We start from the raw sequence: 23,178 nt of genomic DNA, 5'->3' as shown, positions 1-23,178 counted from the left end.
AAGGATCACTGGGTCCAGACGGCTTCGCCATTCGGGCCCTTGATCTCGCTCCAGCTGTCACGAACCATGTCGGCAACGTTATCCGGCATCGGCACGTAGTCCAGATCCTGCGCCATGTCGTTACCGTTATCGTAGGCCCAGTCGAAGAACTTGAGCGCCTGCTTGGCGGCTTCCGCGTCCTGAACCTGCTTGTGCATCAGGATGAAAGAGGCGCCAGTGATCGGCCAGCTTTCGTCACCCGGCTGGTTGGTCAGCACCAGATACATGCCTGGCGCATCCTTCCAGTCGGCGTTGGCGGCCGCGGCCATGAACGAATCCATGCTGGGTGCGACGACCTTATCTGCCTTGTTCTTCAAGTGCACCAGGCTCAGGTCGTTCTGCGCGGCGTAGGCATACTCGACGTAGCCGATCGCACCATTGGTGTTGGCGATCTGGCTGGCAACCCCGGCATTGGCCTTGGCACCGACGCCTGCCGGCCACGCGACCGACTTGCCCTCACCTACGTTGTCGGCGAAGTCCTGACTGACCTGCGACAGGTAGTGAGTGAACAGGAAGTTGGTTCCGGAGCCCTCTGCACGGTAGACCGGCGTGATCTGGGTGTCGGGCAGGTCCATGTCCGGGTTCAGCTTGGCGATGGCGTCATCGTCCCAGTTGGTGATCTTGCCCTGGTAGATGTCGGCCAGTGTCGGACCATCGAGGTTGAGCGAACCGCCCTCGATCCCCTCGACATGGAACGCGGCAACCACGCCACCCATGACCATCGGCCACTGCATCAGGCCATTCTTGTCCAGCTCTTCCTTGGTCATCGGGGCGTCGCTGGCACCGAAGGTGACCGTCTTGGCGACAATCTGCTGGATGCCGCCGCCGGAGCCGATGGCCTGATAGTTGAGGCCGATGCCGGATTCGTCCTGATAGGCGTCCGCCCACTGCGAATAGACCGGGTACGGGAAGGTTGCGCCTGCGCCGGTAATGGCGTCTTGAGCCTGGACACCAGCGGCGCCCAGAACCATTGATCCGGAAATGAGCGTTGCGAAGACGTGTTTAAGCATAGCGATATCCTGTTTCCACCTTGGATGCGTGAGCGATAACGACGTTGCGAAGGTTGCCAGCACTCTCAGCGCACACCGTACGTCAGTGCCGTGACAGTTTTATGACAGCCATGTCATGGATGAAAAAGATCATTCCGACAGCCGTTATTATCCGAATGAAAAAACCACCGACGATCTGCTGGATCCCCAGAATCGTCGATGGTTCTCGAGGTGCTGCCTTAAGCGCCTGGATGACAACCTTCGCGGCACTCACCATGACAAGGTTGGATGACAACTCAATGACAAGCGTCAAAACGCGTAACGATGGCGCCGCTTCGGGTAACGGCTCAGGGAGTCGGGTCCGGGGCCGCGGCTCGATGCTTGAGCGCACGTCCAGCCAGCACTCGCACCGCGACGTTGCCCAGCAGCGTGGCGCCCAGCATCGTCAGCACCGTCGGCCAGGCGCTGGCCAGCTCGAAGGCTCCGACCAGCGCCCCGGACACGGCACCGCAGGTGAACTGCAGACAGCCCTGCAGCGCCGTCGCCGTGGCACTCATGCGGGGGAAGTGGTCCAGCATCGAGGACATGGCATTGGGGCTGATCAGCCCCTGCATCCCCACGAAGACCACCATCAGCGGGGCAATCGTGAAAATGGAATCCAGCCCCGTTGCCACCATCACCACCAGCAGCACGCCTGCCGTCATCTGGACCCCAAGGCCCAGCAGCAGGTTCTGCTGCGGCGTGCGGGTCTTCAGCAGCCGGATATTGAGCCGGCTGGAGGAGGCCATGATCAGGATATTGGCGCCGAAGACGAAGGGATAAAGCGTGGTCGAGAGACCGTAATGCTCCATATAGAGATAGGGCGAGCCAGTGATGAACGCGAACATACCCGCAAACGACATCGATACCGCCCCGATGTAGCCCATCGCCTCCCGGTGGCGCAGCACGCTGGCGTAGTTCCCCAGAATCTGTCGCACCGAGGGGGCTCGCGGATCCCGGCCGTGCGTCTCGGGGAGATAGCGCCCCAACAGCCACAGCACGAAAGCGGCGTAGATGGCGAGAAACAGGAAGATCAACCACCAATCCGCCAGGTGCAGCAGCGCGCTGCCGATGGCTGGCGCCACCAGTGGCGCCATCATCAGGATCATGACCATGGTCGACATCACCTTGGCCGCTTCCCGACCGCTGAAGCGATCGCGCACGATGGCGGCGGAGTTCACCACGCACGCGCCACCACCCAGCGCCTGCACGAATCGCCATCCCCACAGCGTCGCCAGCGAGCCCACCTGGGTCAGCGCCAGACTGGCGACCAGGAACACGCTCAACCCGATCATCAGTATCGGCTTGCGGCCGAAACGGTCCGACAGCGGACCGCAGACCAGCTGTCCGAGCGCGAATCCGAGCAGAAAGACGCTCAGCGATAGCTCGGTATGGTGCACGCTGGCACCGATCGACGACGCCAGCGCCGGCATCGCCGGCAAGTAGGCATCGATCGCCAGCGGTGCCAGCGCCGTATTGGCAGCCACCAGCAGCGCCAGCCGCCGGGCACTCAAGATCGTCACAGGCTCTCCTTCAAGATCGTCTCACGGATAGGGATCTCGATGCCGCCGACTGCCGGCCCCGTGGTAATGCTCTCGCCCCGCCGAACGGGGAGAGCCCAGGGAATCGCAAGAGAACCTCGCGGCCCGGCGGGCATCCCTGGCCTGGGCGATTCGGCCTCGACACGAAGCCCCCCGTCAATGGCACGGATCGCCGGCGCGGGCGACGGACGGCCGACACCCGCGTCGCGACGCTAGTCATTCGTTACGGCCGGGTCTCGACCGAGGGTGGCTCAACCGTGCGGGGAAGCGTCGATGCGCTGCGATTCGAGCAGTTCGACGAAGGGTTGGAATTCGTGCCGATTGTGCTCGCTCATGCGCATGAGGATACGGTGGGCTTCCAGGATCCGCTGCTGGATGTCGCGCTCATCGGCCTCGATATGAGGCAGCTCATCCAACTCCGCCGGCTCGGTCAATGGCGCTTCGAGCAGCGTGAAATAGCGTGCAAAACCCATGACGTCCAGCATCCGCCGAACGTCCGGGTGCTCGGCGATGATCGTGGGCGGGTCATCCAATCGCCCCTGCACGGCCATCGCCACCTTGGCCAGGAACCCCAGCGCGGTGGAGTCGACGTTGGTCGCCTCGCGCAGGTCGACCATCACCGCCCGCAAACCAGGCAGTTCCGCCAGACGCTGCGCCTCGGCGTCCAGCGTCGCACATAGCGTCAAGCGCACGTCGCCGCAGAGCTTGAGCACAAATACGCCCGACTCGAAGGCCGCTCTTATCCGCCCTTCAATCATGGTCGAAACCACTCAGTGTCATCATGCTGAGATCATCCGGCAGGGGATCCCCCAACGCCAACCCTTCCCTCAGATCGTCGACGCTGGTGCAGTGTGTCGTGCGGTGCTCGAGTTCCTTGAGCCGCGCGTTCAATGACCCCTCCGGCAGACATTCCAGAATGCCGTCGGAGCAGAACCAGAGTCGGAACGACTCAGGTAACGGGCAACCATAGATGGGGTACTCGACGTCGGGAAACAACCCGACCGGTGGCCCCTCTCCCCCCAGGTATCCGCTTTGTCCCTCTGCCTGGAGAATCGGCATCGGCAACTGAGCGCCGAGCGCATAGTGCAGAAAACGGCGCTCATGGTCCAGCACGCCGGCAAAGATCGTGGCGTGCTTGCCGATACCGGTCTCCAGCAACTCCCGGTTGAGTTCGCCCAGCCACCGGGACGGAAACGCTTCCGGTAGCAACGTTCGCCACTGGGCCAGCCAGCGATTGCAGAGGTACTTCAGCAACACCGTGACGAAGGCGGAAGAGGCGCCGTGGCCGGCGACATCGGCAAAATAGAAGAAACTGTAGCGTTCGTCGCAACGCTGAAAATCGAGAAAATCACCCGACAGATAGAGCGAAGGCGCGAACCAGTAGTCGCAACGCACGCCGTGGTGCACGACGCCCGGCGGTGGCAGCAGCTTGCGCTGCACGTGCCCGCCTGCCCGCTGGTCGTCCCGGAGCATCTCGAGATGCCGCTCGAGACGATCGTTCAACGCCTCGAGCTCGGCCCGGCTCTCGCTGTGATCGCGCGACAGCCGTTTCAGCTCCAAGGCCCGCTCGATCAAACGCCGCAGAATGTCGACATGCTTGAGCGGTTCGACCAGGTAGTCGATCAGCCCGGCATCGAGCGCCTTGTGCAGGTCGTCGTCGCGCCGGCTCTCGCTGATGACGATGGTCGGACGTCCGACGGCCAGTCGCTCCCACCCATCGTGCGTGACCGCTCGGACATGCGCCACCACGAGATCGCAATGGGCCGGCAATGCCGAAACCGAGACGGCCGCCCGCACCACGATGTCGAGACGGGAAAGTTCTTCGATCAAGCGTTCACGGTCCGGCCCCGGCAGATCGATCAGACCGATCACGGGCAGCTCGTCCGACAGCGTATTGGACACAGGTCTACTCGGCGAAGTCGTCTTCACTATATTCGAAATCGTCACCGAACCCGCCGCTGGCGAACGGATCCTCGCCGGCCGCACCGTTGGTGACCTCGAACTGGCGACGCTGCAGATAAGCGTCTCGGATGAAGCTGTAGCGATCCCCCTGGATCAACGTCTCCTGGTCCAGCAGGCTGGCGCGCAGATCCACGTAGCGCAGGAAGGTCAGGCCGTAACGCCACTTGTCGTCTTCGACATAGGTGACCGGATAGGTGTACATATCGACCGGCAGGCCGCTGGTGTCTCGAACCGTGCTCGGCCCCAGAATCGGCAACACCAGATAGGGACCGCTTCCCACCCCCCACACGCCCAGGGTCTGGCCGAAATCTTCCTCGTTTTCGTCCAGGCCCATGCGCGTGGCGGGATCGAGCACGCCGCCCACGCCCAGCACGGTATTGACCAGAAAACGTCCGGATGCGACGCCGGCATTGCCCCACTCCCACTGGAGAACACTGTTGAAAACCGTGCGGATTTCCCCCAGGTTGGAGAAGAAATTGCCGACGCCATCCTGGACCGGGTCCGGCGTGATGGTGTCATAGCCCTGCGCGATCGGCTTGAGCGCATAGCGATCGAGCGTGTCGTTGAACTGATAGACACCACGGTTGAAACCCTCCCACGGATCCTGGGGATTCGACTCTTCCCCCGTCGAGGCACAACCGCTCAACGCCGCGGCGACACAGGCGCCGCCCACCCAATGGATCGATTTCATCAACACGCATTCCCTTTACGCAGTATCACACTGCCCGCACTGTAGCCCGCACCGAAGGAACACACCACCCCCACGTCGCCGTCCTGCAGGTCGTCGCGATGCAGATGAAACGCAATGATCGATCCCGCCGAACTGGTATTGGCATAGCGGTCGAGTATCACCGGCGCTTCCGACAGCGAGGGCTCGCGGCCCAGCACACGCTGCGCGATCAGGTCGTTCATGTGACGGTTGGCCTGGTGGAGCCAGAGCTTCCTGACCGAGTCCCCGGTCAACGACTGGCTCTCCAGATGATCGAGGATCAACGAAGCGACCATCGGGCAGACCTCCTTGAACACTTTGCGCCCTTCCTGGACGAAAAGCTTGTCCAGATCATCCCGCCCGTCGTCGGCAAGACGATTGAGAAACCCGAAGTTATTGCGAATGGCATTGGAGAACTGCGTCTTCAGCCGCGTTCCCAAGACCGTGAAGTGCTCCCGATCCTGGGCGAGATGGTCGGCTTCCAGCACGATGGCGGTACAGGCGTCACCGAAGATGAAGTGACTGTCCCGGTCACGGAAGTTGAGATGCGCCGAGCAGATCTCGGGGTTGACCACCAGTACCCGCTCCAGGCTGCCGGCACGGATAGCGTTGGTGGCCATGTCGATGGCGAACGTCGCGCTGGAGCAGGCCACGTTCATGTCGAAGGCGTAGCCGCCGGCGCCCAGCGCCGCCTGAAGCTCCACCGCGACCGCCGGATAAGGTCGCTGCAGGTTGGAGCAGGCGACGATGATCAAATCGAGCTGATCGGCACGCACACCGGCCTCGTCCAGCGCCTGGCGAGCCGCGGCCACGCCCATCTCCGCCTGGACCGACAGCGCATCGTTGGCGCGCTGTGGGATGCGCGGTCGCATGCGCTCCGGATCCAGAATCCCCCCGGCTTCCATCACGTAACGGCTCTCGATACCCGAGGCCTTGAGGATGAAGGCTTCGCTGGAGTGCGCCAGCGGCTCGCGTTCTCCCTGCTCGATCGCCGCCGCGTGACGCAGATTCTCGGCATCGACCCAGGTATTGAAGCTGGCGACCAGTTCGGCGTTATCGATCGAATCCGGCGGCGTGAACAGGCCCGTCGCGGTAATCACGGCTTGCGTCATCGGCTATTACCTCCCGCGGCATCCGCCGCTCTCCATCATTACGCACACCCGCCGACGGCGGATGCAGTGTCTCGAGCCCGCCGATCACACGGTTTGCCCGGTTATCTCCTGCCAGCGTCGTGCCAGACGCTTCTCCGACACGCTCTCGAGCGTGCCCAACTGCTGGGCGAATAGCGAGACTCGCCACTCCTGCAGCCACCAGCCGAATTCGACGAGGTCGGCATCGACGATGCCATCGCGATGGGTCTGCTGGCGCCGTGTATCGACCCGCTCCTCCCACGCCTGCACCTGCTGCATCGAAAGCTGATCCCGCCGCAGGTCGCGGGGCGCCTTCTCGAGCCGGATCTCGGCCGCCTGCAGGTAGCGCGGATAATGTTTCAGCCAGGGGCCGGCGTCACGCACGAAGCCGGGGTAGACGAGGCGTTGCATCTGCGCCTTGAGATCACTGTAGGTCAGGGCCAGCGCCAGCGTGACGTTGCCCTTGAGTGCCTTGGTCACTGCCAGATGGCCTTGCAGCGCCTTGTGCAGGTCGACCAACAGCGCCTCGGCATAGCCGACCAGGTCGCCGCGCCACTGCTCGAGACGAGCATCGAGCGCCTCCCGCGATCGCGGCAATGGATCGACCGCCACGGTCTGGGCCAGACAGGCATCGATCACATCGCGGGCGAGCTGCTCGTGACTGCCGACCTTGGCAAACAGCAGCGCGGACTGCTTGAGCGCCGGCAGTTCGCGCTGGATGTAGCGCACGATGTCGGGCAACCGGCGCCGGGCCAGGTTGACGATGCCGTCGCGGTGGGCGGCTTCGGCACGCGCGGCGTGGTCGAACCAGGCAACCCGCAGTTCGTCGCCCTCCACCACTACCGCTGGATAGACCTCGACCTGAATCCCGGCCTGGCGGGTCGTGCGCGAATCGGGCAGCGGCGTCACCGGCAGGTCGTCGAGACGCTCGGCGTCCTCTTTCGGCGTCTGGGCCAGCGCCTTGGCACCCGCCGCGGCGGCCTCGCCAAACCGCGTCTGCAGTTGGCGCAGATCACGTCCTTCACCCAGCACCTCGCCGTTGTGATCCACCACTCGCAGGTTCATCACCAGGTGCGGATCGAGCTGGTCGTGACGCCACGCCGACGGGTCCAGTCGGGTTCCGGTCTTGATCCGCAGAAACTCGCCCAGCGCCTCCTCGACCGGACGCTCGTCCGGCGTCATCGATGCCAAGGCAGCGTCGACCCAGTCGGGAATTGGCACTACCTGTCGACGCATCGCCTTGGGCAGCGCCTTGAGCAGCGCGATGCACTTCTCGCGCAGCAGCCCGGGCACCAGCCAGCTCAGCCGTCCCTGCGGAAGTTGCGCCAACATCACCGCCGGCACGGTCAAGGTGACGCCATCGTCGCCCGCCCCCGGCGAGAAGTGATAGCTCAGCGGGTAGCGCACGCCATTGAACACCAGCTCGTCGGGGTACTGCTCGACGCTGACGTCGTCGGCATCGCGCGCCATCAGTGCCGCCTTGTCGAGCTTGAGCAGATCCGGCGTGTCACGTTCGGCCTGCTTGCGCCAGTTCTCGAAGCTGCGGCCGCCGGCGACGTCCGCTGGGACCCGCTCGTCATAGAAGGCGAACAGCGTCTCCTCGTCGACGAGGATGTCACGCTTGCGCGCCCGATCCTCGAGATCCTCCACTTCCGCCATCATCGCGCGGTTGTGTTCGAAGAACGCCGCCCGGGTCTGGTAGTCGCCCTCCACCAGCGCCCGGCGCAGGAAGATCTCCCGGGCTTCCGCCGGCGCCACCTTGGCGTAATCCACGCGGCGACCAGTGACGATCGGCAGGCCGAATAGCGTTACCTGCTCCAGCGCCACCACCTGGGCCCGCTTGCGCTCCCAGTGGGGTTCGCTGTAGCTGTGCTTGACCAGGTGCGCGGCCTGTGGCTCGATCCACTCCGGCTTGATCCTCGCCACGTCACGCGCGAACAGACGACTGGTCTCCACCATCTCGCCGGCCATCACCCATTTGGGCGGCTTGCGCGACAGGCCCGACGCCGGATGGATCAGGAAGCGCCGGTTGCGGGCACCGAGGAATTCCCGGCTTTCCGGCTGCAACTGCCCCAGGTTGGAGAGCAGACCGGACAACAGCGCCTGATGCAGACGCTGGGTATCGATCCGAGGTTTCTCCGCCGGCGATTGTTCCGCTCCCGCCACCGCACCCGGCTCCTCGATGTCGGACTGCATGGCACTCGACGGCTCCAACTTCATCTCGCGGGTCAGCTGGCGCAGTTGGCGATAGGTGTCGTGCCATTCGCGCAGGCGCAGGTAGTTCAGATACTGATCGCGACACCAGCGCCGCAGTTGATTGCTCGACAGCGTCTCGCGCATGGCATCGAAGCCATGCCACAGATTGAGCCAGGCGACGAAGTCGGAGTTGGGGTCCTCCCATTGCTTGTGACGCTGATCGGCGGCCTGACGCTTCTCCGCCGGCCGCTCGCGGGGATCCTGCGTCGCCAGCGCACTGACCACGATCAGCACCTCGCGCAGACACTGGAAACGCTCGCCCGCCAGTACCATTCGCGCCAGGCGCGGATCGATCGGCAACCGGGACAGCTGCCGCCCGATGGCGGTGATGCGCTCGCCGTCATCGACGGCTCCCAACTCGAACAGCAGCCGGTAGCCATCCTTGACGAAGCGGGCATCCGGGGCATCGACGAACGGAAAATCGAACACGTCGCCCAGCTTGAGCGACAGCATCGACAGAATGACCGAGGCCAGGTTGGTGCGCTGGATCTCGGGTTCGGTGAATTCGGGGCGAGAGAGGAAATCCTCTTCGCTGTAGAGCCGGATGCAGACACCTTCGGCCACGCGCCCGCAACGCCCCTTGCGCTGATCGGCGCTGGCCTGGCTCACCGGCTCGATAGGCAGACGCTGGACCTTGGCGCGCGCGCTGTAGCGGCTCATGCGGACCAGGCCGGGGTCGATCACGTAGCGTATGCCGGGCACGGTCAACGAGGTCTCGGCCACGTTGGTGGAGAGCACGATGCGCCGGCCGGCGTGGGACTGGAACACCCGGTTCTGCTCGGCATTGGAGAGCCGCGCGTAGAGCGGCAGGATCTCGGTACTCTTGAGTTCGGCGCGGCGCAGCACGTCCGCCGTCTCGCGAATGTCGCGTTCGCCCGGCAGAAAGATCAGGATATCCCGCGGGCCGCTGTACCAGCGCTTTTCACGCTCGATTCGCTCGACCTCGTCGACCGCCGCCAGAATGCCCTCCTGCAGGGTCAGGTCCTCCTCGTCCCGCGACTCCCGGACCAGTGGCCGATAATGCACCTCGACCGGATAGGCGCGCCCGGAGACCTCGACCACAGGGGCGGGCCGCAGCTCGCCGTTGCGCTCGACGGCAAAGTGCCGGGAGAGCCGCTCGACGTCGATGGTCGCCGAGGTGATGATCACCTTGAGGTCGGGTCGTCGGGCCGTCAGGCGCTTGAGGTAGCCGAGCAGGAAGTCGATGTTGAGACTGCGCTCGTGCGCTTCATCGATGATGATCGCCTCATAACGCATCAGGTCCGGGTCGTGCTGCGTCTCGGCCAGCAGGATGCCATCGGTCATCAGCTTGACCAGCGTGTCGTCGCTGCTCTGGTCGGTGAAGCGCACCTGATAGCCGACCTGCTCGCCCAGCGGCACCTGCAGCTCCTCGGCCAGGCGAGCCGCCACCGAACGTGCCGCCAGGCGGCGCGGCTGGGTGTGACCGATCATGCCACGCCGCCCCAGCCCCAGCTCCAGGCAGAGCTTGGGTAGCTGGGTGGTCTTGCCGGAGCCGGTCTCGCCGGCGACCACCACCACCTGATGCTCGCGCAGGGCCTCGAGAATGGTCTCGCGCTTGGCGGCGACCGGCAACGCCGCGGGGTAGTCCAGCGTCACCGGCTGACGCTGGCGACGCGCCAGCAGCTCACTGGATGACGCCAGTCGCGTTTCGACCTCCTTCAGCGACCGGTCGATCGGCTTGCCGTCGCGGGCACGTTGCGCCAGGCGCTGGAGCCGCCGACGCAGCTCGTGGGCATCGCGCAGCAGGCAGCCGTCCAGGCGAGTTTCCAGGTCATTCAGGGCTTGCAGCGAGGGGGAAGCGATAGCGCTCAAGAGATCCTCTAAGTCGGCGAGAACGGGCCGCCACCCAGAGTGGTGACGAACCCGTCATTGTAGCGCCGTCAGCGGACCAACTCACGTCCTGGGAGAACCGATCTCATGCCGAGGGCTTGTCGCCCGCCTTGCCGGCCTCGTCGGCCCCATCCCCGGAGGCCTCGTCACGCAGCTCTCGTCGCAGCACCTTGCCGACGTTGCTCTTGGGCAGTTCGTCTCGCAGCTCGACGAACTTGGGCACCTTGTAGCCGGTCAGCTCCTGCTTGCACCACTGCCGCAGCGCCTGCGGATCGAGACTCTCGTTGCGCGCGACCACGAACAGCTTGACGGCCTCCCCGGTCTCCTCGTCGGGCACCCCCACGGCGGCGGCCTCGACGACATCGGGATGCCCCGCCACCACTTCCTCTATTTCGTTGGGGTAGACGTTGAACCCGGAGACCAGAATCATGTCCTTCTTGCGATCGACGATCTTGACGTAGCCGTCGTCGAGAATCATCGCCATGTCGCCGGTGCGCAGCCAGCCCTCGTCATCCAGCGTCTTGGCGGTATCTTCGGGACGGTTCCAGTACCCTTTCATGACTTGCGGTCCCTTGACGCAGAGTTCGCCACGCTCGCCGCGCGGCAGGGCGCGACCGTCGTCGTCGACGACCTGGATCGAGGTTCCGGGAACCGGCTTGCCGATGGTGCCGATCTGGGGCGCTTCGGGGGGATTGACCAGCGCGATGGGCGAGGTCTCGGTCAGACCATAGCCCTCGACGATGCCGAGCCCGGTGGTCTGCTCCCAGCGCTCGGCGACGACCTGGGTCAGCGCCATGCCGCCGGAGATCGTCATCTTGAGGCGCGAGAAATCGAGCGCCTTGAAATCGTCGCGCTGGCACAACGCGTTGAACAGGGTATTGAGCCCCACGAAGACCGTGAACGGCGTTTTCGACAGCGTCTTGACGAAGCCGGCGATATCGCGGGGGTTGGGGATCAGGATATTGTGCTGGCCGGTGACCATCGCGAACAGGCAGTTCACCGTGAAGGTATAGATGTGATAGCAGGGCAGCGGCGCGATGATCGTCTCTTCACCCTCCACCAGCGCCCTGCCGACCACCTGCTTGGTCTGCAGCATGTTGGCGATCAGATTGCGGTGGGTCAGCATGGCGCCCTTGGCGACGCCGGTGGTACCACCGGTGTACTGAAGGGCCGCCACATCGTCTGCGCGGCTGGCGACCACCTTGGCCTGATGCCGATGACCGGCGGCAAGCGCCTGTCGAAAACCGACCGCGTCCGGCAGCGAGTAGGATGGCACCAGTTTCTTGACGTGCCGCACCACCCGGTTGATCAGCATCCGCTTGGGCCAGGGATGCAGATCCGCCATTTCGGTTACGTAGACATGGCGAATGTCGGTCTGCTCGAGTACTTTTTCCAGCTTGTGAGCCATATTCGCCAGCACCACGACCGCCTTGACACCGGCATCGCGAAACTGGTGACGCATCTCGCGCTCCGTATAGAGCGGATTGGTATTGACCACGACCAGCCCGGCACGCAGCGCACCGAACACGGCAACCGGGAACTGCAGCACATTGGGCAGCTGTATGGCGATGCGATCGCCCGGCTCCAGGTCGGTCTCCTGCTGGAGCCAGGCAGCGAAATCGCCGGAAAGCCGATCCACATCCCGATAACTCAAGGTGTGACCCAGGCAACTGAAGGCAGGCTTGTCGGCGAATCGATCGCACGCCTCGGCGATGATGTCGTTGATCGACTCGAACGCTTCCATGCCCTCCAGCGGCGCTCCCGTTTCGATGCACGGGCTGACGCTGTCGCTCATAGGATCTCCTTGATTCGTGACGGTTATCGCTCTTATAACAGGATCCGGGCGGTGAGGCGCTGCCACCAAGGTTGTAAGACGCTCGACCCGACCGTCACAGGCCGTGGCGAGATCACCGTCGACGGCTAGATCGACGGCTCCTCGCGCCGGGCCAGTCGCCGCCGTCTGACGGCGCTCCGCCAGCGCAGCAGTATCCACGCCAACACGACGATGGCAATGATGATCCAGGTCACCGGTCGCTGCCCGTAGGTCTCCACGTATGGCCTGGCGAGCCGCCACCCCTGCTGCGCCTTGTCGACGGCGATATCGGCCATCTGCGAAGCGGTCAAACCATCGGTGAAGTCATCGCCATCGTCAGAACCCAGGCTATTGTCCTGCTGGCGGGAGTCGCTGGTGATGCCTCGTTCGAGATCCGCGCCGCTCAAGCCGACGGAAGCCTCGGGGTTGAGCCGCACGACCGGCAGCTCGAAGTGCAACGTGCGTCCACCGACACGGGCGTCGGCGGCGATGGTGACCGGCAGCGACTGACCTGGATCGGTCTGCGGCACCGCAATCGTCCACTCCCGCTCCCCGGTCTGGCGCACGTCGAGCGACCTGCCGGTGAGGCTTGCGCTGAGCTGGGTATTGCTGACGTCCAGGTCGGGATGGTTGGCACGCACGACGATCTGCGAGCCGTCCTCGCTCAGCACCGCACTCAGTGCAGCCACCACGTTGACCGTCTGGACCTGCTGGCGAATCATGCGATCGCTGCGCGCGGTGATCGTCAGCCGGGCATTGCCGAGTTGATCCACTCCCGGCAGTTCGCCGCGAAAGTGGTTGTCCGACGGTTCCAGCGGCGTGGCGGCAAGGACGGCCCCGTCCAGGTCCTTGAGTTCAGCCCGAACGGTGAGCCCGTCGGGACGCCTGTCCGCTCCCAGCACCTCCCCGTCCGACGCCAGCCAGACATCCAGCGGCGTGGAAAAACCGCGATAGAGCGTTGCCGGAAGCGGCGAACTGCGCAGCACGGTGTCGGCGTGAATGCCGATACGGCTATCGTCACCGATATCGCCCTCGATCCGCCATTCACCGGCGGCCGGATCGGGCACGGTGACGAGGTCGTAGCGATCGCTGCTTTGCCACTCCACGGCACCGGGATGGTCGCCGCGGGAGTAGCGCTGGCCATCCGGCCCCACCAGCACCGGAGAATCGACGCCCGGGGCGTGGAACAGCAGCGCGTTGAATTCGTCGATATCGTCGTCGACGCTGAACCGCTGCTGCCCGTCGATGGGGATCTGGTCCCCCGGCAGGATACGGTCGAGGACGTCCAGAAAGGCACGCAGCAGTTCTTCCGGCGTATCGGCGACCGCCGCCAGCCCGCCAGTGGTCTGTGCGACCTGCTCGAGCAGCGGCAGATCGACATTGTTCGACAGCGCGATGGCATGGACGACGACGCCACGCCCGGCAAGCTCCGGCGCCAATTCGTTGATGATGCGTTGGCGCGAGGCACTGTCGCGCTGCGCCTTGTCGCTGCCTGAGGCGGGCAAGTCGACCATGCCATCGGTCAGCAGGATCAGATGTCGGTCGGCGCTGTCAGGCGCTGCATCGGCCGCCTGGCGAAGCGCCCGCTCGATATCCGTGAACTGTTGATAGTCGGTCAACTGCGGCGAGAGGCTGGCCACGCGACCCCGCCAGGCGTCCGCCACCGTACCACTCGGGAGAGGATTGGCGACCGTGGTCCCGAAGGTCCAGATCGACCCCCGAGCGCTGGGCGGCAACAGTGCCGCGGCGAAGCCCAGGGCGTTGGCCCGCAGGTTCTGAGGATCGTTCTGCTTCATGCTGCCTGAAACATCGACGACGATCCGCACGTCCGGTGCGGACTGCGCCAGCGCCCAGGTCGGGGCGAGCCCCGTTGCCAGCATCACCATCAACAACAACGCACGCATCTCTCGCTTCCTTGTCGAAACACACGCCGAGAACGAGGTCACGACATCCTCGTCCAGTAGTATCGTTGGACAGCCCTTCGGACCGGAGAGTCAGTTGACCACCGGCTCGCGGCGGCCATCCGCCTTGGCGTGGGCGTCGCCACGCTTGCCGGGAGCCCTTGCCGCGGCACCCGTCGGCCGCCCCTTTTTCCGGCCGTGGCCAGACCCACTGCCGGTATCGTCATGGCGGCGACGCAGCAGGCGCCAGGCTCCCAGCCCCAGGGCGGCACCCAGCGCGGCGCCGACCAGCAGCAGCGGCATCGCGCCGGCGACCTGACCGCCATCGTGCTGGATGACCCCGACCGCCATCACCACGATGGCCGGGGCCAGGCCAGAGTAGGCCTCCCCCGGCTGCAGCAGCGGCAGCGAGAACGGCGCCACCGCCCACAACCCGCCGGCGACGACGCCGACCAGAATCAGACGCGGTAGCAGCGGTATCCAGCGCACCGCCAGATAGCCGGTCACCAGAACGATCAGAGAAAGAACCCCATAACTCAGCCAGAGCTGCGGCAGCGAATCGGAAAACAGCATGGTCATGACTCTCGATTCATACGATTTGCCACATGGTACACTCCAACCAGTCAAAGCACAGCCGCACCGGCGCCATCGGATGCGTGACTCGACGCCCAGTCGCCGCACTCCGGGCACGCCTCTGCGGATTCGCGAACCCGGCCCCGGCACACCGCTTCCAGCGCCCGGCCCGGCCAGATGACGCCCGTTTCACCGATAGCCCCAGCTCGCAAGGATTCCGCATAGCCCCATGTCCCGCTCGCAGACGACCCAAGTGCTTCCCGCCGCTCACTTTCGCCGTGAGGATGACCCCGACTGGCACTGGCTGGAGTCACGTGACGACCCTCAGGTCAAGGCGTTCCTGCGCGCCGCCAATCGCGAGAGCGATGCGTTCTTCTCTCCCCTCGCAGCGCTGGAGGACGCTCTCTACGAGGGCCATCTGGCGCGGCGGGAACTCAGGGTGGTCGGCCTGCCCATGGCGCTGGAGCGTTTCCGCTACTGGAGTGAAACGGCCGGCGATGCGGACTATCCGCGATGGTGGCGACAGCCGATCGCCGAAGAGGCCGAACCGGAACTGCTGCTGGACATCGAGTCGCGCTCGAAGGCCCACGACTTCCTCGAGCTGGGCGACATGGCGATCTCGTCGGACGAGCAGTGGCTTGCCTGGACCGAGGATGTCAGCGGCAACGAATACTTCGACCTCTACCTGAAACGGCTACCGGATGGTGAGCCAACCCGCCTGCGTCGTCGCATCGGCCCGGACCTCGTATGGGCGGAGGACAACCGCACGCTGTTGTTCACCCGCTACGACGCCACGCAGCGCCCCGCCAGCGTATGGCTGCTGCGACCCGGCGACGACCACTGCGAGAAGATCTTCGAGGAAACCGATGTCGAATTCTGGGTGGGCCTGGGCAAGACGCGCTCTCGCCAATGGCTGATCCTGGAGACGGCCTCCAAGGACACTGCCGAATGCCACCTGATACCGGCCGATGCACCCGGCACCCCGCCCCGGTGCGTGCGCCCGCGGGAGGCGGGGGTCGAATACGGTCTGGATCACCGCGCCGACACCTTCTACGTGCTCCACAATCGCGATGCCTCTCACTTCCGCCTGGACACCGCCCCGACGTCTCGACCGTCGAGCTGGACCCCCCTGGTACCGCATCGCGACGACGTCACCCTGGAGGGCATCGACGCCTTCGCCTGGGGCCTGGTGATCACCGAGCGTGACCATCACGAAGCCCAGGTATACCTGCGCGTGATCGAACTCCCGGATACCGGGTCATCGGAAGACGGCACCCCGCGGCCGGAGGCGCTGCCGGGCTCGCGGCTGCCGCTGCCCGAGGCCCCCTGCAGCCTGGCACTCGGTGACACACCCGACTTCCATACCCGCAAGCTTCACCTGCGCGAGGAGTCTTTCACCCTGCCGGTGCGATGGATCGAACACGATCTGGACAGCGGCGAGCAGCGCGTTCTCAAGACGCAGCCGCTGTATGGTGATCTTCAGCCCCAGGACCTGGTCTGCCAAAGGCTATGGGCAGAGGGCCACGACGGAGAGCGCATCCCTGTCTCTGTGGTCGCCAGAGCCGATGACCTGGGCAAGGCGCCGATGCCGACGCTGCTCTACGGCTATGGCGCCTACGGCGAGGTCCTCGATCCCTGGTTCTCGATCGCACGCCTGGAACTGCTCTCCCGGGGCGTCGCGTTCGCGGTCGCCCATGTGCGCGGCGGTGGCGATCGCGGGGAGCCCTGGTATCTGGCGGGCAAGCTCGAGCACAAGGAAAACAGCTTCAGGGACTTCCTGGCGGCGCGTCATGCGCTGGTCGCTGAAGGCCTGTCGGACCCGAACCGGGTAGCGGCCTATGGCGCCAGCGCCGGCGGCCTGCTGGTGGGAGCCAGCCTCAACATGGAGCCAGAAGCCTTCTGCGCCGCCGTGCTCGACGTCCCCTTCGTCGACGTGCTGCGGACGATGGAGAATCCCGACCTCCCCCTCACCACGGCGGAGTACACCGAGTGGGGCAATCCGGACGAGCCCGCCGTACGCCGGCGCATTCGTGATTATTCACCGCTCGACAACCTGACCGCCCAGCCCTACCCCAGCATGCTGCTGCAGGGGAGCTGGCACGATTCACGGGTGCCTTACTGGGAACCGGCCAAGCTCTACGCGCGCGTGACCGAATTGGGTAGCGCCCGGGGGCCGGTACTGCTGCGCACCGACATGGCGGCCGGGCATGGCGGGGCATCGGGCCGATTCAAGGCCTGGCGGGACAATGCACGCCAGGATGCCTTCATCCTGTGGTCGCTGGGACTCGCCGGGCAGTAGCGCCGGAAAACGCGCATCGGTCGATGATGATTCTGTACCCGCTCACATTCAGCGCTGTTCGTCGAGCGGGATGATATCGATGATATGGGCCTCGTAGTCGGCCTCGTCGACATCGGTTTCACTGACGGCAAAATGGCGCACGCTCATCCCGCGCTCGTGCATGCGACGATCGTCACCGCTGCGTAGCGGATGCCAACTGGCCAGCTTGCGCCCTTCGGCGAGACGACGATAGGCGCAGCTGTGGGGCAACCAGTGGAACTCGTCGAGGTTCTGCAGGCTCAACTGGGTGCACTCGGGCACTTTCTCGAAGCGGTTCTCGTAGTCGCTGCAACGGCAACTGCCGATGTCCAGCAGCCGGCAGGCCACGTTCAGCGTCGCGACATCGCCCGTGTCGGCATCTTCCATCTTGACCAGACAGCACTTGCCGCACCCGTCGCAGAGCGCCTCCCACTCCTGCTGGGTAAACTCCTCGAGGGAAAAGCGTTCCCAGAATCGATCACGCATATCGACCTCCGCCCCGGTGATTCTCGCCGCACTCTCGCCTTGGGAACGTGCGCCGAGGGGATGTGGTACGTCTCATCACTCCCCCCGCGGCGTGAACAGATCCAGCATCTCCGGATCCTTGGCCGGCGGCATCTGCAGATAGAAGCCCTGATCACGGATCGCCGCCATGACCTTGACCACGTCGGCGCGCGCCAACGGCCGCTCGGCCCTCAGCAACAGCGTCATCACCGCGATGGGCGGCCCGAACCGCTCACGCAGCGCCTGCGGCACCGGCGCCATGCCCTGGGCCTTGTCGAGATAGAGATACATCTCGTCTCGACGCGGGCTCTTGACCACCTCGCAAATCAGCCGGGAGGCGTCCATCACGCCGCCTCCTGTTCAGCCAGCGCCCGTTCCCAGTCGGCCGCCAGCACGCGCCCGCGCCATCCGGTCGGCAATGGCAGCGTCTCCTGCTTGAGATGGGCGGTGACGATCGCCTCCATCTCCGCTCGGTTGGCGAGTCGCTCCGGGGCGACGCCAAGCGCCTCGGCGTGGGTCTGGACGACCTGCTTCAGCGCCTTGACGCGACGCTTGAACGGGGGCGAGTTCGGCACCGGCAGCGGTTCGCAGAGCGCCGCTTCATCCTGGTGCTGCGCGGTCTTGACCAGTGCCAGCAAGGTGTCGCCTTCGCGCTTGACCAGGCTGGGGGTGACGCCTTCGATGGCCGCCAGCTCGTAGCGATTCTGCGGCATGGCCTCGGCGACCGCGAACAGCACGGCATCCTTGACCAGCCAGCCGCGCGGGACGTCGCGACGACGTATCTCCACTTCCCGCCAGGCCGTGAGTTCGCGGTACGCCTCGATCTGGCGCGGCTTCAGCCGCCACAACTGACGGTGACGGGCATACCATTGCTCGGCGCTCCCCTCGTGCCCACGGCTCAACGCCGCGCACTCTTCCTCCAGCCATTCTGCGCGCCCCAGCTCGACCAGCTCACGCGACTGGCCCTCCCAGATGGCGGGAAGGAACACCACGTCCAGCGCCGCATATTCGAGCTGAGCTGGCGTCAGTGGACGTTCCAGCCAGTTCGAGCGAGTCTCCTCCTTCGGCAGATCGACGTCACAGCGTCGGGCGACCAGCCGCCGGTAACCGATCGCCGGGTCGCTGCCCAGAAAAGACTCGGCGATCTGCGTATCGACCAGCGGCGCCACCGTCACGCCGGCCCATAGCGCCAACACGTCCAGATCCTCGCCACAGGCGTGGATCAGTTTCAAGGGCCCGCCGCCCAGCAACCGCTGGAACGTCTCGCTGGCCGCCACTGCCTGCGGATCGATCAGGTACACCGTTTCTCCAGCCGTCAGCTGAATCAACGCCGGCACCGGGAAGAAGGTGGTCTCTCGGAAGAACTCGGTATCCAGCGCCACGACATCCGCCTCGGCCAGCACCTCGTAAGCGGCCTGCAACCCTTCCGGGGTGTCGACCCAACATAGCGAATAGTCAACGCTCATTCAGATTCCTTGCGGCCACGGACGTGGCCCTGCGATACGAAAGGAGAGAGCCTGGGCGCGGCAGGAGCACCCGCCGCGCCCAGGCTTCACTCGGAAGAGAACGGCTGGCGCCCTTGAAATGCCCGGCTGAGCGTGCCGCCATCGACATACTCCAGCTCGCCACCCATGGGCACACCGTAGGCCAGCCGCGACAGCCTCGCTTCTCGCCCGACCAGGTGCTCCGCGATGTAGTGCGCGGTCGCCTCGCCTTCCACGGTGGGATTGGTCGCCAGGATGATCTCGCTGACGGTCTCTTGGGCGAGTCGTGCTTCCAACTGGTCGAGACCGATGTCGTCGGGCCCGATGCCGTCGAGTGGCGAGAGGTGACCATGCAGGACGAAGTACTGGCCCCGATAGCCACCGGCCTGCTCGATCGCCAGCATGTCCGCCGGCGACTCGACCACGCACAGCAGTGCCGAGTCGCGACGCGGATCCTGGCAGACGCCGCACAGGGTCTCCTCGGTCAGGGTTCGACACCGCTCGCAGTAGCCAACCCGCTCGATCGCCTCGGTCAACGCCTGAGACAGCCGGCGCCCGCCATCGCGCTCCCGCTCCAGCAGATGCAACGCCATCCGCTGAGCCGTCTTGGGCCCCACGCCGGGCAGTACGCGCAGGCTCTCCAGCAGCTGCTCGACCAGCGGTGAGAAACTCATCAGAACGGCATCTTCATCCCGGGAGGCAGGTTGAGTCCGGAAGAGACCTCTTCCATCCTCGCCTTGGACTGACTCTCCACCTTGCGAGACGCGTCGTTGACAGCGGCCGCCAGCAGATCTTCCAGCAGCTCCTTGTCTTCCTGCATCAAGGAGGGATCGATCTCGACCCGGCTGACGTCATGACGGCCATTCATGGTGACCTTGATCATGCCGGCGCCAGCTTCGCCCGAGACTTCCATCTGGGCGATCTCCTCCTGCACCTGCTGCATCTTTTCCTGCATTTCCTGGGCCTGTTTCATCAGACCACCCATGCCACCCTTGAACATGACGAACTCCTTCGAGATGGGATTTTCGAGACTGGGGTCGTTGGCAAGTGTCACACGCGGTCGGCGGTGACACTCTCTTCGATCAGACGGGCGCCGAAACGCGCTTCCAGCTCCTGAATATGTGGGTCGACCCGCAGCGCTTCAACGGCGCGGGCATGACGCTCGCGAGCCTCTCGGTCGCGCCTGGCCTTGGCCGTTTCGCGAGAACCATCCAGTTCGGCGACGTTGACCTCGAGACGGCGAGCGTAACCGATACCCGCCAGCGCCTTGGTAATCCGATCGACGTGCAGCTCCGACAGCATCGCCGACTGTCCGGGGTCCAGCGTGACGTGAAGCACGTGCCCGTCGTCGCTGTCGATGACGCAGTGCGCCGCGAGGTTGCGGGTGAGACCACCGATGTCGAGGCGATCGAAACGCTCGAGCCAGAGATCATGCGTCAATGGTGTCGTCGCGGCGACTACCCCGGCGGGGTCAGGCGACTCGTCGATGACCGCCGGAGATGAAGATTCCCCAGCGCTGGCGGCTGCCGGCGGCGTCTCGGCGGCATCGCGCTCGGAGGGTATGTCGGCCGGGTGCGCGGACGACGCATTCGGGTCGACCGGCAAGGCCGGCGCCGGGTCGTGACTATCGGGAAGCGCCGCCAGTGACTCGTCGCCAGAGACGTTCGACTGATCCGCCCAGGCGTAGGCGTCACTCTGCAGATCGGCGTCGCTGTCGACATCGATCTCGCGGCCGGATTCGGCATCGCCGCTAAAACCGCTGCCGCCGCTGGCACCGACATCGCCGGCTTCGACGCCTGGCATGGAGAAATCCGCAGCTGAGAATGACTCCGCCTCCCGCGGCTCCCATGACGTCGATTCCTCCGTCGCTGGCGCCGGTTGCCGTGGCGCACCAGGTGCCTCGACATCGACCGACCAGGGCGGACGGTCATCCGCCTGCGGCTCGACGGCGGCCGGGGACGATGCAACCGGTGCCTCGCCCGGCCCGACCGGTCGTTGATCGACCGCGGGTGGCGGCTCGTGTGGCGCCGGCTCTTCAGGATTCACGCTCGTCGGTCCCGACGCCACCGATTCCGGAGTCGCCGATTCCAAGGACATAGTGCTGGCCGCCGATGCCATCGGTTCGGCCGGCGCAGGATCATCGGCCCGCGCGTCTTCTGCAGCGGTCTCGCCTGCGCGCGTCTCACGCTGGGCGTCACGACCACCATCATTTTCGCCCTGCGGATTTCCGCGCAGCGGCAGGTCGGTCTGCGGCGGTGTCGGCACCCCCTGGGGGCGGAAGGCCAGCATGCGCAACAGCGTCATCTCGACCGCCGAACGCGTGTCCGGCGCGTTGTCGATGTCGCCGCGCCCCTGCAGGGCGATCTGGTAGTAGAGCTGGACGTCCTCGGCGGTGAACCGGCCGGCCAGTGCCAGCAGCTCCTCGCGATCGCCGTGGCCATTGTCCAGGGCCGAGGGCACCATCTGGGCGATGGCCAGGCGGTGCATCAACCCGGACAGCTCGTCGAGCACGCCGGCAAAGTCCGGCCCTTGCTCGGCCAGTGCCGCTACTTCCGCCAGCAGTCGCTCGGCGTCGACATCCGCCAGGGCCTGGGCCAGGGCAATCAGATGCGCATGATCCAGCGTGCCGAGCATGGCGGCCACATCCTCACGGCGCACTTCACCCTGCCCAAACGCGATGGCCTGATCGGTCAGGCTCATGGCGTCGCGCATCGAGCCGTCGGCGGCCTTGCCGAGCAGCCACAGCGCCTGCGGGTCGAAAGCGACCTGTTCGGCCTCCAGCACCCGGGTCAGGTGCTCGACGACCCGCTCCGGCGGCATGTTCTTGAGCGTGAACTGCAGGCAGCGCGACAGCACCGTCACCGGCAGCTTCTGGGGGTCCGTCGTCGCCAGCAGGAACTTGACGTGCGGCGGCGGCTCTTCCAGCGTCTTGAGCAGCGCGTTGAAGCTGTGCGTCGAGAGCATGTGCACCTCATCGATGAGGTACACCTTGTAACGCCCCTGGGTCGGCGCGTACTGAACGTTGTCCAGCAGCTCGCGGGTGTCCTCCACCTTGGTCCGCGAGGCGGCATCGACCTCGATCAGGTCGACGAAGCGACCGTTGTCGATATCGCGACAGGTCTCGCACTGGCCGCAAGGCTGCGAACTCACCCCCTGCTCGCAGTTGAGACACTTGGCGAGGATCCGGGCCAGCGTCGTCTTGCCGACGCCGCGCGTACCGGTAAACAGATAGGCGTGGTGCAACCGGCCCTGGTCGAGCGCGTTGACCAGCGCACGGCTGACATGCTCCTGGCCGATCAGTTCGTGAAAGGTACGCGGGCGCCACTTGCGGGCCAGAACCTGATAACTCATGCGGCGCGATACTCCTCGCAGGTAGGTTCGCGGCTGGACGTGATCGTTGAGAGACGGTGCGGGCGCGACCGAAAACGTCGATGCCAGCATCGATATCCGAGACAGTGATCGGACCATTCTAGCAGGGTCGACAGAAGCGTGACGAGGCAGGAGAGAGCGACTTTCGGACCGCCGCGAGATCGACGGCGTCCATCGATGTCGGGCCCAAAATGGAGGCGGCCCCGACCAGCCACATCCCGGCACACGCGGCCACCACTACCGTTGCTCCCTTCCGGGCCTGGCGGGGTTTGCGGTTTAGCGTTGCGGGAGGACCGGTAAGGGCCACCGTAACTCGACTCATCGACGACACGGATGAGATCGAAGGTCGACAAAGCCTGTTCCATCAAGACGTTGCCGAGCGAGCGGCACTATAACAGCGTCATCGCCTCGCGACAACCGGCAGACATCGACCGGGCGGAAAGAGTACGCCCTGCCGCTGTCAGCCGCGGGATGACGGCTCTCCCCTCGCCCGGCAGGAGATGACCGGCCACGAAAAAGCCCCGCCGGATCACCGGACGGGGCTCGAATCGCGGCTACGACATGGTCAGCCGACTTTCTCCTTGGCCGCCTGCATGCGCTTGCGCAGGATCGGCCCCACGATCACCGGCAGCAGCAGCCCGATGATCGCCACCAGCCACAACCCGATCGACAGACCGCTGCTCCATAGAATCGACCAGTCG

17 protein-coding genes and 1 other RNA gene are annotated in these 23,178 nt (G+C 65.2%); 1 reads left to right on the top strand and 17 read right to left on the bottom strand.

The window, feature by feature from the left end:
* Positions 1 to 5: 5 nt before the first annotated feature.
* From pstS to DOM45_RS16830, 10 genes are all read right to left on the bottom strand, one after another.
* Positions 6 to 1,049 (bottom strand): phosphate ABC transporter substrate-binding protein PstS, encoded by a 1,044-nt coding sequence (gene pstS, locus DOM45_RS16875; protein WP_110602424.1) that lies wholly within the window; start codon positions 1,047 to 1,049, stop codon positions 6 to 8.
* 326 nt (positions 1,050 to 1,375) lie between these two features.
* Positions 1,376 to 2,590, bottom strand: a complete 1,215-nt coding sequence (locus DOM45_RS16870) for a Bcr/CflA family multidrug efflux MFS transporter (protein WP_110602423.1) — start codon at positions 2,588 to 2,590, stop codon at positions 1,376 to 1,378.
* A 269-nt stretch (positions 2,591 to 2,859) separates the two neighbouring features.
* Positions 2,860 to 3,366 carry an STAS domain-containing protein gene (locus DOM45_RS16865; RefSeq protein WP_110602422.1) on the bottom strand — a complete coding sequence of 169 codons (507 nt, stop codon included), beginning with the start codon at positions 3,364 to 3,366 and terminating at the stop codon, positions 2,860 to 2,862.
* Positions 3,359 to 4,498 (bottom strand): PP2C family protein-serine/threonine phosphatase, encoded by a 1,140-nt coding sequence (locus DOM45_RS16860; RefSeq protein ID WP_110602447.1) that lies wholly within the window; start codon positions 4,496 to 4,498, stop codon positions 3,359 to 3,361. Before DOM45_RS16860 ends, DOM45_RS16865 begins: the two co-directional genes overlap by 8 nt.
* A 16-nt stretch (positions 4,499 to 4,514) precedes the next feature.
* Positions 4,515 to 5,261 carry an MlaA family lipoprotein gene (locus DOM45_RS16855; RefSeq protein WP_110602420.1) on the bottom strand — a complete coding sequence of 249 codons (747 nt, stop codon included), beginning with the start codon at positions 5,259 to 5,261 and terminating at the stop codon, positions 4,515 to 4,517.
* Positions 5,261 to 6,391, bottom strand: a complete 1,131-nt coding sequence (locus DOM45_RS16850; RefSeq protein ID WP_110602419.1) for a beta-ketoacyl-ACP synthase III — start codon at positions 6,389 to 6,391, stop codon at positions 5,261 to 5,263. The genes DOM45_RS16855 and DOM45_RS16850 overlap by 1 nt, the downstream gene beginning before the upstream one ends.
* A gap of 84 nt (positions 6,392 to 6,475) precedes the next feature.
* Positions 6,476 to 10,498: an ATP-dependent RNA helicase HrpA gene (gene hrpA, locus DOM45_RS16845; protein WP_110602418.1), complete on the bottom strand. Its 4,023-nt coding sequence runs from the start codon at positions 10,496 to 10,498 to the stop codon at positions 6,476 to 6,478.
* 103 nt (positions 10,499 to 10,601) lie between these two features.
* Positions 10,602 to 12,311, bottom strand: a complete 1,710-nt coding sequence (locus tag DOM45_RS16840; RefSeq protein ID WP_110602416.1) for an AMP-binding protein — start codon at positions 12,309 to 12,311, stop codon at positions 10,602 to 10,604.
* 125 nt (positions 12,312 to 12,436) lie between these two features.
* Complete coding sequence (locus tag DOM45_RS16835; protein ID WP_110602411.1) at positions 12,437 to 14,233, bottom strand: VWA domain-containing protein; 1,797 nt, start codon at positions 14,231 to 14,233, stop codon at positions 12,437 to 12,439.
* 90 nt (positions 14,234 to 14,323) lie between these two features.
* Positions 14,324 to 14,803, bottom strand: coding sequence for a hypothetical protein (locus DOM45_RS16830; RefSeq protein ID WP_205909493.1), 480 nt, complete (start codon positions 14,801 to 14,803; stop codon positions 14,324 to 14,326).
* A gap of 229 nt (positions 14,804 to 15,032) precedes the next feature.
* On the opposite strand from DOM45_RS16830, the gene DOM45_RS16825 reads away from it, so the two are divergent.
* Positions 15,033 to 17,102, top strand: a complete 2,070-nt coding sequence (locus DOM45_RS16825) for a S9 family peptidase (protein WP_110602409.1) — start codon at positions 15,033 to 15,035, stop codon at positions 17,100 to 17,102.
* A 48-nt stretch (positions 17,103 to 17,150) separates the two neighbouring features.
* On the opposite strand, the gene DOM45_RS16820 is transcribed toward DOM45_RS16825, so the two are convergent.
* From DOM45_RS16820 to ffs, 7 genes are all read right to left on the bottom strand, one after another.
* Complete coding sequence (locus DOM45_RS16820) at positions 17,151 to 17,606, bottom strand: YcgN family cysteine cluster protein (RefSeq protein ID WP_110602407.1); 456 nt, start codon at positions 17,604 to 17,606, stop codon at positions 17,151 to 17,153.
* Positions 17,607 to 17,681: 75 nt separating this feature from the next.
* A complete protein-coding gene (locus tag DOM45_RS16815) occupies positions 17,682 to 17,969 on the bottom strand; it encodes a YcgL domain-containing protein (RefSeq protein WP_110602405.1) in 288 nt (95 codons plus the stop codon).
* Positions 17,969 to 19,090 (bottom strand): ribonuclease D, encoded by a 1,122-nt coding sequence (rnd, locus tag DOM45_RS16810; RefSeq protein WP_110602403.1) that lies wholly within the window; start codon positions 19,088 to 19,090, stop codon positions 17,969 to 17,971. The genes DOM45_RS16815 and rnd overlap by 1 nt, the downstream gene beginning before the upstream one ends.
* An 86-nt stretch (positions 19,091 to 19,176) precedes the next feature.
* Positions 19,177 to 19,782, bottom strand: a complete 606-nt coding sequence (gene recR / locus DOM45_RS16805; RefSeq protein WP_110602401.1) for a recombination mediator RecR — start codon at positions 19,780 to 19,782, stop codon at positions 19,177 to 19,179.
* Positions 19,782 to 20,108 (bottom strand): YbaB/EbfC family nucleoid-associated protein, encoded by a 327-nt coding sequence (locus DOM45_RS16800; RefSeq protein ID WP_110602399.1) that lies wholly within the window; start codon positions 20,106 to 20,108, stop codon positions 19,782 to 19,784. The genes recR and DOM45_RS16800 overlap by 1 nt, the downstream gene beginning before the upstream one ends.
* Positions 20,109 to 20,158: 50 nt before the next feature.
* Positions 20,159 to 22,459: a DNA polymerase III subunit gamma/tau gene (gene dnaX, locus DOM45_RS16795; RefSeq protein ID WP_110602397.1), complete on the bottom strand. Its 2,301-nt coding sequence runs from the start codon at positions 22,457 to 22,459 to the stop codon at positions 20,159 to 20,161.
* Positions 22,460 to 22,679: 220 nt separating this feature from the next.
* Positions 22,680 to 22,776, bottom strand: an RNA gene (gene ffs, locus DOM45_RS16790) — signal recognition particle sRNA small type.
* Between the last annotated feature and the right edge of the window lie 402 nt (positions 22,777 to 23,178).

Source organism: Salinicola lusitanus (assembly GCF_003206045.1).
Classification (GTDB): domain Bacteria; phylum Pseudomonadota; class Gammaproteobacteria; order Pseudomonadales; family Halomonadaceae; genus Salinicola; species Salinicola lusitanus.
Note: the sequence above shows the minus strand (reverse complement) of the source record. Positions and strands in the feature narration are given on the sequence as shown.

What these genes read in the sequence shown, in the direction of transcription:
- DOM45_RS16820 (WP_110602407.1), bottom strand. Translation starts at nt 17,606, where the DNA reads ATGCGTGATCGATTCTGGGAACGCTTTTCCCTCGAGGAGTTTACCCAG.
- DOM45_RS16850 (WP_110602419.1), bottom strand. Translation starts at nt 6,391, where the DNA reads ATGACGCAAGCCGTGATTACCGCGACGGGCCTGTTCACGCCGCCGGAT.
- dnaX (WP_110602397.1), bottom strand. Translation starts at nt 22,459, where the DNA reads ATGAGTTATCAGGTTCTGGCCCGCAAGTGGCGCCCGCGTACCTTTCAC.
- DOM45_RS16865 (WP_110602422.1), bottom strand. Translation starts at nt 3,366, where the DNA reads ATGATTGAAGGGCGGATAAGAGCGGCCTTCGAGTCGGGCGTATTTGTG.
- DOM45_RS16815 (WP_110602405.1), bottom strand. Translation starts at nt 17,969, where the DNA reads ATGGACGCCTCCCGGCTGATTTGCGAGGTGGTCAAGAGCCCGCGTCGA.
- rnd (WP_110602403.1), bottom strand. Translation starts at nt 19,090, where the DNA reads ATGAGCGTTGACTATTCGCTATGTTGGGTCGACACCCCGGAAGGGTTG.
- DOM45_RS16835 (WP_110602411.1), bottom strand. Translation starts at nt 14,233, where the DNA reads ATGCGTGCGTTGTTGTTGATGGTGATGCTGGCAACGGGGCTCGCCCCG.
- DOM45_RS16830 (WP_205909493.1), bottom strand. Translation starts at nt 14,803, where the DNA reads ATGCTGTTTTCCGATTCGCTGCCGCAGCTCTGGCTGAGTTATGGGGTT.
- DOM45_RS16800 (WP_110602399.1), bottom strand. Translation starts at nt 20,108, where the DNA reads ATGTTCAAGGGTGGCATGGGTGGTCTGATGAAACAGGCCCAGGAAATG.
- recR (WP_110602401.1), bottom strand. Translation starts at nt 19,782, where the DNA reads ATGAGTTTCTCACCGCTGGTCGAGCAGCTGCTGGAGAGCCTGCGCGTA.
- DOM45_RS16840 (WP_110602416.1), bottom strand. Translation starts at nt 12,311, where the DNA reads ATGAGCGACAGCGTCAGCCCGTGCATCGAAACGGGAGCGCCGCTGGAG.
- DOM45_RS16825 (WP_110602409.1), top strand. Translation starts at nt 15,033, where the DNA reads ATGTCCCGCTCGCAGACGACCCAAGTGCTTCCCGCCGCTCACTTTCGC.
- pstS (WP_110602424.1), bottom strand. Translation starts at nt 1,049, where the DNA reads ATGCTTAAACACGTCTTCGCAACGCTCATTTCCGGATCAATGGTTCTG.
- DOM45_RS16855 (WP_110602420.1), bottom strand. Translation starts at nt 5,261, where the DNA reads ATGAAATCGATCCATTGGGTGGGCGGCGCCTGTGTCGCCGCGGCGTTG.